This window comes from Heliomicrobium undosum, assembly GCF_009877425.1.
Taxonomy (GTDB): Bacteria; Bacillota; Desulfitobacteriia; order Heliobacteriales; family Heliobacteriaceae; genus Heliomicrobium; species Heliomicrobium undosum.
Window position 1 is genome coordinate 1 of the sequence record NZ_WXEY01000030.1, and the last position, 14,840, is coordinate 14,840.

Sequence of the window (14,840 nt, forward strand, 5' to 3'; positions counted from 1 at the left end):
CTTATGTTTATGCGCCTGCGTGTGCCTCTGCTTTCTCCGATTTCCTTTTTCTTTTTTCGACAGCGCCTGTTTCTTCGCCCTATCAATCTTGTTTTTTCCCGCCCGCTCTGCCTATAATGGTGACTGACCTCCTCCGTGGCAGCGGGGGATTTTTTTTAGAGGAGGCCCAACGGTGCGGAGCAAGAGAAAGAAAGCCTGGCCCTTCGGGATCCTGGCCATCATCGGCATCATCGCCGCCGTGATCGCATTCCAAACGTACCAGCAGGGGTTGGAGCCCCTAGAACCGGGAAACCGGCAGGAGATCGTTGTTGAGATCCCATCCAATGTGACCGCCCGGGATATCGGGGACATCTTGGAGGACAAAAAGGTGATCCGCAGCAGCCGGGCCTTCGCCAACTACGCCCGCGGACACGGCGGCGAGTCCCTCAAAGCGGGTGAGTATACGCTCAGTCCCAGTCTCTCCGTGCCCGATATCTTGAACCTGCTGATCGAAGGAAAGACCCGCCTGTACAGCTTCACCATCCCCGAGGGCTACACGACGCGCCAGATCGTGGATTTGCTCGCCGGCAAGGGACTGGTTGACCGCGACGCCTTTCGCAAAGCCCTGGCCCAGACGCCGATGGAGTATGATTACGTAAAAAAACTCCCCGCCAATGAAAACCGCCTGGAAGGGTTCCTCTTTCCGGCCACCTACCGCATTCAGCGCGACACCTCGCCGGAAGAGATCGTGCGCATGCTCGTCAGCCGCTTCGACCAGGAGATGACCCCTGAGGTGCGGGCGCGGATGAAAGAATTGAACATCGGCGTCCGTGACACGGTGGTGTTGGCTTCGCTGATCGAGAGGGAGGCCCAGAAGGCGGAAGACCGTCCCGTCATCAGCGCCGTCTTCCGCAACCGCCTGAACAAAGGCATGAAACTGGAGGCCTGCTCGACGATCCAGTACTTGCTGGGCCAGCCGAAGGCCAAACTGTATTATAAGGACTTGCAGATCGAGTCGCCCTACAACACCTACAAGTATGCGGGGCTGCCGCCAGGCCCCATCGCCAACCCGGGCAAGGCCAGCCTGCAGGCCGCCTTGTACCCGACCAAAACCGACTACCTCTATTTTGTGGCCAAAGGGGATGGCTACCATCAGTTCAGCCGCACCTTCAACGAACACCTCCAGGCGGTTGCCAAGTATGGGAATTGAACTGCTCGCGCCGGCCGGCAACCCGGAGAAACTGGCCATGGCCCTTCACTACGGCGCCGACGCCGTCTACCTGGCCGGCAAGGAACTGGGTCTGCGCGCCTACGCCGGCAATTTCACATCTGAGGAGATGGCCCGGGGCATCGCCCTTGCCCATGAACAGGGTAAAAAGGTCTATGTGACGGTCAATATCTTTGCCCACAACCGCGACTTCGCCAACCTGCCCGCCTACCTTACAGAACTGCGGGACATGGGCGCTGATGCCATCCTCGTCTCTGACCCCGGCGTCTTCGCTGTCGCCCGCCGGACCGTTCCCGACCTGCCCATCCACATCAGCACCCAGGCCAATGTGACCAACGCCGAATCGGCCCGTTTCTGGGCCGACCAGGGCGCCAAGCGCATCGTTCTGGCCCGGGAACTCTCCTTGGCCGAGATCCGAGAGATCCGCCAGGCCGTCGACATCGAGTTGGAGGTCTTTGTTCATGGCGCCATGTGCATGTCCTACTCGGGCCGCTGCATGATCAGCGACTACCTGACAGGACGGGGCGCCAACCGCGGCGAATGCGCCCAGGCCTGCCGATGGAAATATGCTCTTGTCGAAGAGACACGGCCCGGCCTCTACCTGCCGGTCGAGGAGGACGAGCGGGGCTCCTATGTCTTTAACGCCCGGGACCTCTGCCTGCTTCCCGACATCCCGGCCTTGATCGACGCCGGCGTCGACAGCTTCAAGATTGAAGGCCGGATGAAGAGCGTCCACTATGTGGCCACCGTAACCCAGGTCTACCGCCGCGCCGTCGACAGCGCCCTCGCCGCCCAGGTTGCCGGGCGGCCGTCGCGCACGTTAACCTCCTGGTGGGAGGAACTGGCCAAGATCAGCCACCGGCCCTATACGCAGGGCTTTCTCCATGGTCCGCCGGGCCAGGAGCCCGATCTCCCGTACCGGCGCGACTATGATTTCGTCGGTGTCGTCCAGGCCTATGACGCCCAGAAGCGCGAAGCCGAGATCGAGGTGCGCAACCGCATCCGCCTCGGCGATATCCTGGAACTGGCCGGTCCCGGCGCAACGCCCTTTTTGACCATCGTCAACGAGATGCGCGATGACGAGGGCAACGCCATCGACAAGGCGCCTCGGCCCCACCAGCGCATCCGCATCCGCGTGCCCCGTCCCGTGGCCCCTCTCGATCTCGTCCGCCGTCCCAAAGACGGCGGCGAGGACTCCTTCCTGAAGGTGCGCATCAACCCCTCCCACATCTTTTATCTCGACATTATCCTGGAGGGTTTCGGCCACCTTGGCGTCCCGACAACAGTCGACAAGGAAGCCGGCCTCGTGCTGATCCGGACGACGCCGGACACACGGGAGGAAGTCATCCGGGTGCTGGAGAGCCTGCCCTGGCCCGCCGTTTGGGAAAGGGAAGAGGATGAAATGCTGCCATCTCCGCCAAACTAACGGCGGAGGTGACGTTTTCATGCAACTGAACACCCGGGACTTCCTGATGAAGTCGCTGCTCAATGAACAGGAACTTGTCCGCGACTACCAGAAGTTTGCGCAGACGACCGAGGACAAGGAAGTGGCGAAAATCTTCTTGGATTATGCCGAGAAGGACGCTTTGCGCGCCAACCAAATCAAGGACATCCTGCAGAACAAATACGGTCTCGATGCTGACGAAAAGTGATATTCAGGCAAAAAGAAAGGCCCCGGCGAACCGGGGCCTTTCTGCATGATTAACGATAGATAGGCCAGAGCAAGTGACCCAGGTAAAAGACCAAGCCGATGGCGAAGACATGCCAGACCCACCAGCCGGTTTTGAGGAATTCCCAGGTGGTGCCGTTCAACACGTTATCGCTCTTGCGCTCGATGTTATTTTCCACTCCATCATTCTCCTTCCTTTTACATTTATGCCTAGCATAACCCGACGAGCGTTTTTTTACTCATTCTACAATAAGTTAGGTTTAGAGAAAAAAATCGGCAATTTAATGGAAAAATAAGGTTGACTATGTAGAGTATGGACAGTATAGTAAAGATAAGCGGATTATTGTCGAAGAGGGTGGAAGGAGGAGGGTTCGTGAAATCGACGGGAATCGTTCGGAAAGTAGACGAACTGGGCCGGGTTGTCATCCCGATGGAACTCCGCCGCGTCATGGGCATCGCAGATAAGGATGGACTAGAGATCTTTGTCGAGGAAGAAAAGATCGTTTTGAAGAAGTACGAGCCCGCCTGCGTTTTTTGCGGCAGTGCATCTGATGTACATAACTACCGGGGAAAAGCCGTCTGCAAGGAATGCGCGGGGGAAATGTCCAAATTTGTCTCCTGAGTCGTCACAATGAATGATTCCCGATGGAATCGGTCGAATCGGCGGGGTCGGCGATCAAAAAAGCGGTGGTGACGCTTCATGACGTTTTATAACGTTTCATGATGCGCACCGCCGCTTTTTTGATCCTTCGCCATGTCGATAGGAGCCGTGTCCCTTTTTACGCCGAGAGCCGCCAGCCAGAAGGCCAGGGCGGCCAGCAGAGAGGCCCAAACGTCGCTGGGCCAATGGGCGCCCAGATAGATCCGGCTGATTCCCACCAGCAGGATGGGGAGCAGCGTCACCGCCGGCGGCCGTGAACGGCCGGTGAGGGCCATGAACAGCGCCGGCAGGATCAACGCGGCCCCCAGGGTGTGGCCCGAGGGAAAGGACGCCGTCGGTTCATAGACCAGCGCCGCGGCCACATCCGGCCGGGCGCGTTCGAAAAAGGACTTCACAGGATGGTTGAGCAGCCCCCAGGTCAGCAGCGCGGCGAACAGAAGGGACAGTTGTTGCGGCTGTTTGCGCAGGTAGAAGACGACGGCGGCCGCCAGCGCGGCGGGGAGAAGAATCTGCGCCGAACCCAGCCAGGTGATGGCGCCCATGACGGCGTCCCAACCGGGAGAGCGCCACGAGTAGAGGTAAAGGGACAACGACCGATCCAGGGGAGCGGCCCAGTCGAGGGCGGCGAGGAGCGCGCCGTTGAGAAAAAGGACAGTCGCGCCGGCGGCCAATCCGGCGAAGAGCGGGAAAAATGACGGTATCTCAACCAACCCCCATAATGCGATGATGTTTGATGAATCTTTTCGCCGCCGCCGCGCCGGGTTCCTTCGGAAATTCCCTTGAGTTCAATGGAACATACGTGCTAATATGGAAGCGGAGGTGGGATGATGCAACTCACACCGAAAGAACGGGAAGTTTTCGAAGTCATCCGAAAAAATGTCCGTGAGAAGGGGTATCCGCCCAGTGTCCGCGAGATCGGCTTGCAGATGGGGTGGGCCTCCAGTTCGACGGTGCATGTTTACCTGAAACGTTTGGAAGTGAAGGGCTGGATCCGCAAGGATCCGACGAAGCCCCGGGCGATCGAGGTGCTTGCCGATCGGCAGGAACGGCTCGAATTGGGGAGCGGCGCTTTTGGCATAAGGGCAACCGCCGGCGTCTCTGAGGAAGAACCCCCTGTGTATACGACCAATCGGACAACCAGCCGGACAACCGACCGGCCGACCAGCCGTTCGACCGATCCCTTTCTGCAAGTTCCTCTGCTGGGTAACGTGGCGGCCGGTTCGCCCATCCTGGCCACGGAATACGTGGAAGACTATTTGCCCATCGCCAAGACGATGCTGGGGGAAGGGGAGTTCTTCGGCCTGCGGGTCAGGGGAGACAGCATGATCGATGCCGGCATCCTGCACGGCGACACGGTGATCGTCCGCAAACAAGCCCATGCCAGCAATGGGCAGATCGTCGTCGCCCTGATCGATGAAGACGCCACGGTCAAGCGCTTCTTCAAGGAAGCCGATCATGTGCGATTGCAACCGGAGAACAGCGCCCTTGAACCGATCCGGGTGCGTGACCTGTCGGTCCTCGGCAAAGTTGTGATGGTCCTGCGCAATGTCCATTAAACAATGACGAGTCATCAACGATGACAAGTCATAAAACGATGACGAACCATTAGGCGTTGACGAAACAATCAACCATCGTAAAACGGAAAGAGAGCCGCCGTTATTCACGGTGGCTCTCTCTATAAACCGTTTGTTTTTGACGAGGCGTTCTCAATATCCCTTTTCGCGGTTAGCGGTCGTTGTCCCCTTGTCAGAACAGGAGGCCTTGCAGGACTTTCACCGTCAGGTAGAGAAAGGCGAAGGCGCAGGCGCCGTAGATGATCCTTGTTTCACGGAGGGTGTCAGCCGATTCGAGCCACCGTTGCGTCCGGGTCGTAATGGACTCGGGGCGGCGCCGCACCGCAGGCTTGGCGGGAAATCGAGGGACGGCAGGCGCCCGGTGGGCCGCTGACGCCCGAACATAACCGGTTGCTTCCATGGTTCCACACGCTCCTTGGAACTGATGTTCTAATGACAGCATATAAAACATATGTTCCAATGTCAATAGGGCAACCGGCATCCTTGGCGCTTTTTTGAGGATTACTATGTTCATGGGGGAAGTCATGGCGGGAAGACTGACAAGAACAAATCCGGAAGACGAACGGGTGGCTATTGAACTGACCCGGGGAAAAGGCGGGAAAATCCTTTTCGGCGACCAGTCGGTGCCCTTGCTCGTGGCGCGGCGCAAGGGGTTGCGCAACCTTAGCCTGCGGTTGACCGCCCAGGGGCTCGAGGTGCGGGGGCCGGCCGCGTTGACCGGTGATCAGATCCGGGAGGTTCTGGGACGGAAGGGGAACTGGATCGTCCGTCACTGGCTGCGTCTCCAGCAGGAGAAGGAACGTCTCGCCCTGGCCGCCGAGGCAAACCGGGTCTTTTTTCGAGGCGATCCGATTGACATCGTCGTCATCACCGATAATGCCCCCGTTCCGGCGGAAGGCCCGGTCAAATTGGCGGCTGGACGGCTTTTTATCTGGTTGGAGTCAGAGCGCAAGGGGCAGTGGCGGCCTGTGGCCGGCGAATGGATGCGCGCCCAGTCGGAGGCGCTCATCCCGCAGCGGGTCGGTGAAATCGCAGGGAGGCTCGGTTACGCCTATGGCAAGGTCACCATTCGCGATCAAAAGACCCGCTGGGGGAGTTGCTCGTCCAAGCGAAACCTCTCCTTCAATTGGAGGCTCGTCCTGTTCCCGCCGGCGGTGATGGATTACGTCATCGTCCATGAACTCTGCCATCTGCAGGAATTGAACCACTCTGCCCGCTTCTGGACCCTGGTGGAGCGGCATGTGCCCGATTACGCCCTGCACCGGCGCTGGTTGAGAGAGCGCGGGCGGGAATTCTCCGCTCCCCTCGAAGCTGAACAATAAAGAAGGTTTTGGGCTGGACTTCCAGACCTATTTTACCGGCGCAGGGTTTTTTTCCTGAGGCGCTTTTTTTCCTGCTTGTGCAGGGGTTGGCACATTCGTAGCGAAAATAGATCTGTTGGAAAAGATGCGTCATGTTTTGGGACAGGCCGGGGGTAGGGGGGCCGCGCGTGCGCTTTGAAGAGCTGATTGAAAAACTGAAGGCCGGAGAAACCGACGGATTGCGCCTCGCTTACGAGCAATTCTACAGGTCGGTGTACCAGGCTGCGTTCTTCATCCTCCGCGACCCCGGCCTGGCGGAAGATGTGACCCATGATGTTTTTTTAAAGCTGGGGGAACGGATCGGGCAACTCCGCGATCCGGCGAAGCTGGAATCCTGGCTCTGCCAGATGGCGGTCAACTCGGCCCGGGACCTTTTGCGACGACGCGGCCGCAACGTCCTTTGCGCCGAGATCCGCGATGAAGGCGTCGCCATCGCCGAAGGATCCCCAGAAGCGGCGACGGTGAAGCAGGAACAGTGGTCCATCGTCCGCCAATGCATCAGCCGGCTTCCACCCGATTACCGCAGTGTGATTTATCTCCGGTTTTATCTCGATCAGAGCATTGAACAGATCAGCGCCACCTTGGACATCCCATCAGGAAGCGTCAAGTCCCGTCTCAGCCGGGCCAAGCAGCGAATTCGACACTGGCTGGAACGGGATGGACAGGAAAAACGTCTACAGGATGAAGAGGACATAGACGAACCGACGGCTATTGCCAAGATTGTAAAGTCAGGAAAGGAGATTACATAACGATGAGCGAGACGATGGAGAAGTGCCCCATTTACGCCCACCTGGAAAGCCGCTACGCGCCGGATATCGATTTTATCAAGAACCGCTACGGCGTCCCCGATTGGCAGGCGATCTGCAACGAGGTTTGCCCCAACGTGCTCGGTTACTATGAAGGCACCGCCGATGGCCGTTGCGCCATCCGGATTCGTATGCTCCGCATTGAAGACTAAGGGTTGACATCGGGACGGAGGTTGAAACCGCATGAACACACTGCCTGAGCGGTTTCTGGATCGGCAAATTGAAGAGGCTGTCCACAAGATGGTGACGGAAGCCCCTGTTCCGCCCCTGGAGGAATCCTGGGCCCGCCTGGAGCAAAAACGGCGGGAGCAGGCGCCTTCACAGCACCGGCAGCCCCGGCTGGAGCCACAGCCGGAGCAGCCACTGTTGGAAGAGGTGCAGGTGAAACAGCCACAGCCGGAACAGCGGCCTCGTCCGCTCTTTTTCCGCTGGGCTGCTGTCGCTGCGGCGGTTTTGGTGGTGGGGGGCGTCCTGTCTTTTCAAGGAACCGGTTCCATGACAACAGAGATGAGAACCGCCGGCATTGCTGGAAACATCACACTCGATAAAGCGAGTGCTCCCGCCTTCACGATGCAGCAACCTTCCTCCGTCAAACCCGCCGCACCGCCGCCCGCCGCCGACAGCCCCATCGTGTCGGATAGTTCTGCGACTGTATCGGAAAGTTCTGTGACTCCTTCGGAAAACGCCTCTGCCTTCACCAGACAAGCGGCGCCCGTCACCGCCGGCCCTGAGCCGGTAGACACGACGCAGCGGGGAAGCGTAAGGGAAACGGTGGCCGCGGCAAAACCTTCGTGGATGGATATCGCTTCATTGCCAAAAGAAGAGCGGCGGATCGCCCTGGCCGTTCCGGCGAGGGGAGAAGATGCGCCGCGGTTGCCGGCGCCTGCCGAAAGCAAGGCGAACATGGAGAGCGCGGCTGCTTTCGCCGCTCCGGCCGCCCTTCCGGTTCCAGCCGATGTAACCGATTCAAACGCTCCGGATACTTCAACAGTCTCCATCACATCCATCACCTCAGCGCACAATCAGCCCGGACCTGTTGTCACCTATCTTCCGCCCGGGTACACCCTCCTGGTGTCCAAACAAAGGGAGACGGTCGAGCCTGCCGCCTCCACGTCGCTTCGCTACGCCGGGCCGGCGCCGCATTATTTCAGCCTGACCGTCTCGGCCGCGCCGTTGCCGCCTGAGGAAGGGACAATCCAGGCTCAACGCGACGTCGATATCGCCGGCGCGCCGGGGAAACTGGCCCTCTTTGCCAAGGGATTGCTCCGCATCGAATGGCGCCGTGACAAGGCATTCTATACACTGACTGGTATTCTCCCGGAAGGGGAGGCGGTCCGCATCGCCCAGTCGGTCCGGTAGAAATACAAGCCTGCTCATGAATACAATAAACAGTAACTATTACTGTTTGACACGGTTTGTTTTTTGAGGCACAATAAATCCAGGCAGCATCATGGCCTTTCGTTGACACCGATGCGCCGAGGGAGGAACGAACAAATGCGACCCGTCAAAGTCAAGGACGATATCTACTGGGTGGGCGCCGTCGACTGGGACCTCCGTGATTTTCACGGCTACCTCACCCAGCGGGGTTCATCCTATAACGCCTACCTGATCATGGACGAGAAGATCACCCTTGTCGATACGGTCAAATCCTATCTCGTCGAAGAGATGTTGGACCGCATCGCCCATGTCGTCGATCCGTCGAAGATCGACTATATCATCTGCAACCACGTGGAGATGGACCATTCCGGCGGCATTCCCCGGCTCATGGAACTGGCCCCCAATGCGACCATCATCACATCGCCCAACGGCCAGCGGGGGTTGAAGGCCCATTACAAGCGCGATTGGAACATGAAGGTCGTCAAGACGGGGGACACGCTCAGCCTCGGCAAGCGCAACCTCTCCTTCGTGCTCACCCAGATGGTGCACTGGCCCGACAACATGGTCGCCTACATGCCCGAAGACAAGATCCTCTTTTCCAACGACGCCTTTGGCCAGCACATCGCCTCCATGGAGCGATTCGATGATCAGTTGTCCTATCACCTGATCATGGAGGAGGCCAAAAAATACTACGCCAACATCGTCCTTCCCTATGGCGCCCAGGTGCAGAACGCCCTTCAGGCCCTTGCCGGCCTCGAGATCGACGTCATCGCCACCAGCCATGGTCTCCTCTGGCGTTCCCACATCCCCGAGATCCTGGAGGAGTACGGCAAGTGGGCCGCCAACCATACGGAGGAGAAGGCGTTGATCATCTACGACACCATGTGGGAGTCGACGAAAAAGATCGCCTACGCCATCCAGCGCGCCTTCGAGCACAAGGGCATCGACTCGAAATTGTTGAACCTGGACAGCAACCACATGTCCGACATCATGACTGAGTTGATCACCGCCAAATACGTCTGTGTCGGTTCGCCCACCCTCAACAACAACATGCTGCCCAGTGTGGCTGCCTTTTTGACCTACCTGAAAGGCCTGGCGCCGAAGCACCGCGTCGGCCTCGCCTTCGGCTCTTACGGTTGGGGCGGTCAGAGCGTCTCCCAGATCGAGGAGGCGCTAAAAGCAGCCGGCTTCGATATGCTGAAACCTGTGAAGGCGCAGTACATCCCTGATGAACGCGCCATGGAGGAGATCACCGCCCAGGTCGAAGCCGTCGTCGGGGGATAGCGGAAAACGCGATAATTGAAGAAAAACGAAAGCGCCGGCGACGTTAAGCGGAAACCGGCCTTCATAAAGTTGAAAAAAACGTCCCTGCCGTCTTTCGGCAGGGACGTTTTTCATCAAGAGACATAGACCATATCCGTCAACAGCATCTCCTTGTTGGCTGAGGTAAGGTCGACCGCCAGCAGCGTGGGCAGGCTATCCTGCTGGGCGGCGGGGGGCAACCGCCTGATCTTGGGGCGGAAGGGGGGAGCGGGCTCCGTATCGACGACGACACCGATCTCTCCGTTGGGAAACTGGATGCGAGAACCGATGGGGTAGATGGCAATGCTCTCGGTGATCGCCGTGACCACTTCCGGGTTGAACCAGGAGCCGGCCAGATCATGGAGGACTTTCAGCGCTTGGTGAGGCTGAAGCAGTTTCCGGTGGGGCCGTTCGTTGACCAGCGCGTCATAGACATCGGCAACAGCGAGAATCTGGCCCAGTTCGTGGATATCGTTCTTTTTCAGGCCCCGGGGGTAGCCGCTGCCATCCCAGCGTTCGTGATGCTGGAAGGCGCAGTGGCTGACGAGTATGTTCAGGAACCCGTTTTTCCGGATAAACTCAAAGCCGTTTTCCGGGTGACTTCGCACCTTGGCCTGCTCCGCCTCGGTCAGCGGTCCGGGCCGATTGTAGTCAAGGCCGGGAATAAAGAGGTAGCCGACGTCATGGAGCAAGGCCCCTAAAGCCAGGTCCTTCAGCCGGAGGGGTTTGAATCCCATGGCGAGGGCCGTCTTAACGGCGAGCACGGCCGTATGAAAAGCATGGCCGGCCAGATACATCTCGGGAAGGCGCATATCGATGAGATGGATGGCAGAACGACGATTGGTCGCCAACTCGGAGACGATCGCCGACGCGAGGCTGTCTAATTTTTGCACATCCAGCCCAGTTTTCTTTTTTGCTAGCCCCTCGAATTGCTGGTGAAGGAAGAAGATCCCCTCGGCGCGGATTCGCTCGGGAATCAGCCGGGGGACCGGCAAGTTCCCAGCAACAGGATCCTCCACATAGATGAAGGGCAACCCCAAATCCTTGAGGCGCGCGATCGTTCTTTCCGTCAATTTGACCCCCTCGTTGAGCAGGACCCGTCCGTCCGGAAAAAACAATGTCTGCGCCAGCACCAAACCGGGAAACACATGTTGCATGTCCACAGGAAGCATAAGCAGTTAACCCTCTTTCAAGCCGACCTAGCGAGATATATTGCCTCACATTAATTATAAATGCTTTTACACTAATTGTTAATTATCTTTATAGGGCGTATGAGAGACTTTTCGCTTCATGACGACGAAAAAAGTCCTTTTTGGCCGAACACAGGAATATTTATATAGTATGGACAAGCCGTCGCTTCCCGCTGTAAAAATGTACCGTCGCCGGGGAACGTCGCCCTTGCCGGAAGTAAGGCATAAAGTGAACGGTGAAAGGCCGGTTGACACCCCGGTTCCGTTCGCAACGTCTGCCAGGCCGCAACAACTCGGAAGAGGAGAGGTGTTATGATCCAGGAAATCACGGTTCTTCCAGGTCGAGATAAAACGGGGGAACTGGAGAACTTTTCCGGCATCACCCTAAGAGCTGGAGAGACCCTGTCCATCGTCGGGCCCACAGGCAGCGGCAAAACCGCCTTCATCACCGACATTGAATTGCTGGCGCAGGGGGACACGTCAACGCGGCGGCATGTTTTGATCAACGGCGGAGAGCCTCCGGAAGAACTCCGCTACAACCCCGCCATGAAACCGATCGCCATGATCACCCAGAACACGAAATGCTTCACCGACCTCACGGCAGAGGAGTTTCTCGAAATCCATGCCCGCGCCCGGAAGATCAACGAGCGGGGCATCATCGACAAGACGATTGAGTTGGCCAACAAGTTCACGGGCGAGCGGATCCGGAAAGAGACCAAGGTGACCATCCTCTCGGGCGGGCAGACCCGGTCGCTGATGATCGCTGACGCCCTATTGATCGGCGCCGCGCCGATCATCCTACTCGACGAGATCGAGAACGCCGGCATCTTCAAGCAAGAGGTCGTCCGGCTGATTCAAAACACCGGCAAGATCGTCATCTTTGTCACCCACGATCCGGTCATCGCCCTGCTGACGCAAAAGCGGGTGATCATGAGCAATGGCGCCGTGCGCAAGGTCATCGATCAGAATGAGTCGGAGGTTGGGGCGGCGCAAAACCTGATCGAACTGGATAAACGGGTCGGCATCATCCGGGAGAAAATCCGAGCCGGCGATATCATTACGAAAGAACTGATCAGCGTCAATTTTGGGTAAGCGGGTGATGGATAAATGAAACTGCTGGTGATTGCCGGACCGCCTTCGGCAGGTAAGACGGCGCTGACTAAACAGATCGTGCGACGATTCAAAGACGAGATGAAGATCGCCTACCTGAAGATCGACGTCGTTAAAGCTTTTGAAGACATTGAACTCCAGCGCGAATTCAATATCCTGACCAAAAAGGTCTACTCGGGCGACCTCTGCCCTGACCATGCCGGTGTGATGGTTCTCGGCGACGCCATCGAATGGGCGGAAAAAAATGAAGCCGACCTCTTTATCGTCGAAAGCGCCGGCCTCTGCCTGCGCTGCTCCCCCTATCTGAACCAGGGGTTGGGCGTCATCGTGCTCAGTTCCATCTCCGGCATCCACGCGCCGGAGAAGATGGGCGCCATGGTCGCCCTGGCCGATATCGCCGTCGTCACCAAGATCGACCTCGTCAGCCAGGCGGAGCGGGAGGTTTTTATCCAGAAGATCAAAGAGGTCCATCCACATATCGTCCTCATGGAGACGAACGCCCTGCAAGGGACATCGTTGAACCGTCTCTACCAGTTGATTGCCAAATCGGAGGAGATCGACAAGCACAACCTGGTGCTCAAGGGCAGCCCGCCCATCGGCACCTGCACCATCTGCATCGGCAAGAAGGAGATCGGGTGGAAGCACCACTTCGGCGTGATCAAGAAGCTGGACGGCCAGATCGCCGATTACTTGTACCGGGGTGAATGACATGAACCATTCCTGGTTGCCTCCGGGGAAAAACTGCGGTCTCTGCGGCGAGAATAGCTGCCGTTCCTTCATCCGCGCCGTCCACGGGCAGGAAAAAACCTATGAAGACTGCCCCTTCTATGATGAGAAGCACCACGCCCGCGCCGCCGCCGACTGGGAGTTGGAAGCCGACTATCCGGAACGGGATGTTCTCGGCCATACCTATGACTTTGTCCTGCAGCCCTTGCCCGGCGAGATATCGGCGCGCAAGATCGTCCTCCCCTTCCGCGGCGACCTGGTGGAGAAATTGGAGATCCGCGAGGGAGATCTGGTGTTGGGCCGGCCCATGGGCGCCGGCTGCCCCATCCCCCATGTGCTGCGAGTGATCGAAGCCGATCCGCTTACCGGATTGCTGACCACCTGGGTGGTCGGTCCCAAGTTTGCCCGCGACGGCCAGCAGGAGGTAAAAAATGTCTCGGCGTATCATATGATCGGTTTTGAGGGGATTGCCACCGCGATCCGCAAGGATCCGACGATCGGTTGCCGGATGACCTTCCTGCCCGGTTTTTGCATGATGTGCCTCAATCATACGGGACTGGTGAATATGGTGCTGGAAAAGGCAGAGGGTCCCCATATCCGGATCGAGGATGTGCGGATCCTGGCCACGCGGGACTGGGACTGAACGAGAACAGCATATTTTTGCAGGGGGGATGGTTCCTCCCTGTTTTTTTTGTAAAATCTGCAACTTTTTTTTATACTGCTGCGTCTAGTCTCTGGAGGCGATCATCGATGAAATACAGGGTAGGTCCAAAAGCCGGCGCGCTGCTGCTGGCAGGAGTTGTCTTTTTCTCAGGCGCCGTCGCGCCGGCTGTCTTGCCCATGATCACCGCGTCCCCGGCCTGGGCCGGTGAGAAGACGTCTGTTCCCGCTGACGCCCGCGGTCATTGGGCCGAGGCGCAGATCGCGGAAATGGTTGCCCGCGGATGGATCCGCGGCGATGAACAAGGACTCTTTCATCCCGAAAAAGCCATGAGCCGGGCGGAGTTTGTCTCTCTGCTGGTGCGGGTCTTCGAATTTCAGGTGGTCTTCATCAAAGCGCCCGATGTCCGCGATGTGGCCGCCGATGTGCCCGGCGACGCCTGGTATGCCGGCGACCTGATCCAGGCGGCCCATACCTTTTTGGCCCTTCCCGACAAGGCCTTTCATCCTGAAGAAGAACTGACCCGCGAGGTGATGGCCGAGTGGGTCTGGGCTGCTTACCGGCATAAAGGGGGCAACGTCGACGCCACGTCTCCCCTTGAGGAAATCCCCTTTTCTGACAACGGCGCCATTGAACCGGCGTACCGGGAAAGTGTGGGCGCCGCATCGGCCGTCGGGTTCATCAAAGGCGATGAAGAGGGGTATTTTAAACCCAAGGCGACGGTCACGCGGGCGCAGGCGGCAGTCATCGTCAACCGTGTGGCAGAAAAGCTGTCGCCCCGAGGGGAATCGATCCCCTTCACACTGCACGGACGGACCGATTACGGCAAGTGGAGCACTCCCCGGCAAGCCGTCCTCATCCGCAGCGAGGCGGAGGCGCGGACCTTCGCTGAGCAGTGGCGCGACACGACGCTGGACATGCCTGTCTTATCCACCGATGGGATCGATTTTGCCAGCCAGGCGCTCATCGCTCTGATCGGATTCGCCAGTTCCAGTTCCAACCCGCCTCAGGTGACCGCCATGATCAGGCAGGGGAATACACTGACCGTATACCTGGAGAAAAAGACGGGGCTGATCGAAACGGCTGACATCACCGGCGCCTACCGGTATTACCGGCTTTCGAAAAGCGATGTGGAGGGCCTGGAGGCGGTGCGCGCGGAGCTTCGCCTCGTCCAAGTCAATCATTGATCATTCCGG

Annotated in this window: 18 protein-coding genes; 14 read left to right on the top strand and 4 right to left on the bottom strand. The window is 58.4% G+C overall.

Annotated elements, in window-relative coordinates; all coding sequences use genetic code 11:
- Positions 1-172: 172 nt before the first annotated feature.
- Genes mltG through GTO91_RS16220 form a run of 3 tightly spaced genes read left to right on the top strand, consistent with a single transcriptional unit; the run spans position 173 to position 2,859 of the window.
- Positions 173-1,189 (top strand): endolytic transglycosylase MltG, encoded by a 1,017-nt coding sequence (gene mltG / locus GTO91_RS16210; RefSeq protein ID WP_161259776.1) that lies wholly within the window; start codon positions 173-175, stop codon positions 1,187-1,189.
- Positions 1,179-2,633, top strand: coding sequence for a U32 family peptidase C-terminal domain-containing protein (locus tag GTO91_RS16215; protein ID WP_161259777.1), 1,455 nt, complete (start codon positions 1,179-1,181; stop codon positions 2,631-2,633). Before mltG ends, GTO91_RS16215 begins: the two co-directional genes overlap by 11 nt.
- A gap of 19 nt (positions 2,634-2,652) precedes the next feature.
- Positions 2,653-2,859: a hypothetical protein gene (locus GTO91_RS16220; protein WP_161259778.1), complete on the top strand. Its 207-nt coding sequence runs from the start codon at positions 2,653-2,655 to the stop codon at positions 2,857-2,859.
- A gap of 49 nt (positions 2,860-2,908) precedes the next feature.
- Here the strand turns inward: GTO91_RS16220 and GTO91_RS17775 are convergent, their stop codons facing one another.
- Positions 2,909-3,055: a hypothetical protein gene (locus GTO91_RS17775; protein ID WP_170294286.1), complete on the bottom strand. Its 147-nt coding sequence runs from the start codon at positions 3,053-3,055 to the stop codon at positions 2,909-2,911.
- Between the two features lie 194 nt (positions 3,056-3,249).
- Between GTO91_RS17775 and GTO91_RS16225 the strand changes: the two genes are divergently transcribed.
- Positions 3,250-3,498 carry an AbrB/MazE/SpoVT family DNA-binding domain-containing protein gene (locus tag GTO91_RS16225; protein ID WP_328793831.1) on the top strand — a complete coding sequence of 83 codons (249 nt, stop codon included), beginning with the start codon at positions 3,250-3,252 and terminating at the stop codon, positions 3,496-3,498.
- Between the two features lie 86 nt (positions 3,499-3,584).
- Here GTO91_RS16225 and GTO91_RS16230 read toward each other — a convergent pair whose 3' ends face one another.
- Positions 3,585-4,247 (bottom strand): phosphatase PAP2 family protein, encoded by a 663-nt coding sequence (locus GTO91_RS16230; RefSeq protein ID WP_161259780.1) that lies wholly within the window; start codon positions 4,245-4,247, stop codon positions 3,585-3,587.
- 114 nt (positions 4,248-4,361) lie between these two features.
- Between GTO91_RS16230 and lexA the strand changes: the two genes are divergently transcribed.
- On the top strand, positions 4,362-5,093 hold the full coding sequence (lexA, locus tag GTO91_RS16235; RefSeq protein ID WP_161259781.1) for a transcriptional repressor LexA: 732 nt from the start codon (positions 4,362-4,364) through the stop codon (positions 5,091-5,093).
- A gap of 190 nt (positions 5,094-5,283) precedes the next feature.
- Here the strand turns inward: lexA and GTO91_RS16240 are convergent, their stop codons facing one another.
- A complete protein-coding gene (locus tag GTO91_RS16240; RefSeq protein ID WP_161259782.1) occupies positions 5,284-5,511 on the bottom strand; it encodes a hypothetical protein in 228 nt (75 codons plus the stop codon).
- Between the two features lie 112 nt (positions 5,512-5,623).
- On the opposite strand from GTO91_RS16240, the gene GTO91_RS16245 reads away from it, so the two are divergent.
- The 5 genes from GTO91_RS16245 (at position 5,624) to GTO91_RS16265 (ending at position 9,939) form a co-directional block, all read left to right on the top strand.
- Entirely contained in the window at positions 5,624-6,433 is an 810-nt protein-coding gene (locus GTO91_RS16245) for a M48 family metallopeptidase (protein ID WP_161259783.1), read from the top strand.
- 167 nt (positions 6,434-6,600) lie between these two features.
- On the top strand, positions 6,601-7,221 hold the full coding sequence (locus GTO91_RS16250) for an RNA polymerase sigma factor (RefSeq protein ID WP_161259784.1): 621 nt from the start codon (positions 6,601-6,603) through the stop codon (positions 7,219-7,221).
- A 2-nt stretch (positions 7,222-7,223) separates the two neighbouring features.
- Positions 7,224-7,430 (top strand): hypothetical protein, encoded by a 207-nt coding sequence (locus tag GTO91_RS16255; protein ID WP_161259785.1) that lies wholly within the window; start codon positions 7,224-7,226, stop codon positions 7,428-7,430.
- A gap of 31 nt (positions 7,431-7,461) precedes the next feature.
- Entirely contained in the window at positions 7,462-8,637 is a 1,176-nt protein-coding gene (locus GTO91_RS16260) for a DUF4367 domain-containing protein (protein ID WP_161259786.1), read from the top strand.
- Between the two features lie 135 nt (positions 8,638-8,772).
- The gene (locus tag GTO91_RS16265; RefSeq protein WP_161259787.1) at positions 8,773-9,939 is read left to right on the top strand and encodes an FprA family A-type flavoprotein; all 1,167 of its coding nucleotides are present in this window, start codon (positions 8,773-8,775) and stop codon (positions 9,937-9,939) included.
- Positions 9,940-10,052: 113 nt separating this feature from the next.
- On the opposite strand, the gene GTO91_RS16270 is transcribed toward GTO91_RS16265, so the two are convergent.
- Positions 10,053-11,129 (bottom strand): HD-GYP domain-containing protein, encoded by a 1,077-nt coding sequence (locus GTO91_RS16270; protein WP_161259788.1) that lies wholly within the window; start codon positions 11,127-11,129, stop codon positions 10,053-10,055.
- 330 nt (positions 11,130-11,459) lie between these two features.
- On the opposite strand from GTO91_RS16270, the gene GTO91_RS16275 reads away from it, so the two are divergent.
- From GTO91_RS16275 to GTO91_RS16290, 4 genes are all read left to right on the top strand, one after another.
- Positions 11,460-12,239, top strand: coding sequence for an ATP-binding cassette domain-containing protein (locus GTO91_RS16275; RefSeq protein ID WP_161259789.1), 780 nt, complete (start codon positions 11,460-11,462; stop codon positions 12,237-12,239).
- Positions 12,240-12,254: 15 nt separating this feature from the next.
- Positions 12,255-12,965 (top strand): GTP-binding protein, encoded by a 711-nt coding sequence (locus GTO91_RS16280; protein ID WP_012281393.1) that lies wholly within the window; start codon positions 12,255-12,257, stop codon positions 12,963-12,965.
- A gap of 1 nt (position 12,966) precedes the next feature.
- Positions 12,967-13,626, top strand: a complete 660-nt coding sequence (locus tag GTO91_RS16285; protein ID WP_161259790.1) for a (Fe-S)-binding protein — start codon at positions 12,967-12,969, stop codon at positions 13,624-13,626.
- A 107-nt stretch (positions 13,627-13,733) separates the two neighbouring features.
- Complete coding sequence (locus GTO91_RS16290; protein WP_161259791.1) at positions 13,734-14,831, top strand: S-layer homology domain-containing protein; 1,098 nt, start codon at positions 13,734-13,736, stop codon at positions 14,829-14,831.
- Positions 14,832-14,840: the final 9 nt, after the last annotated feature.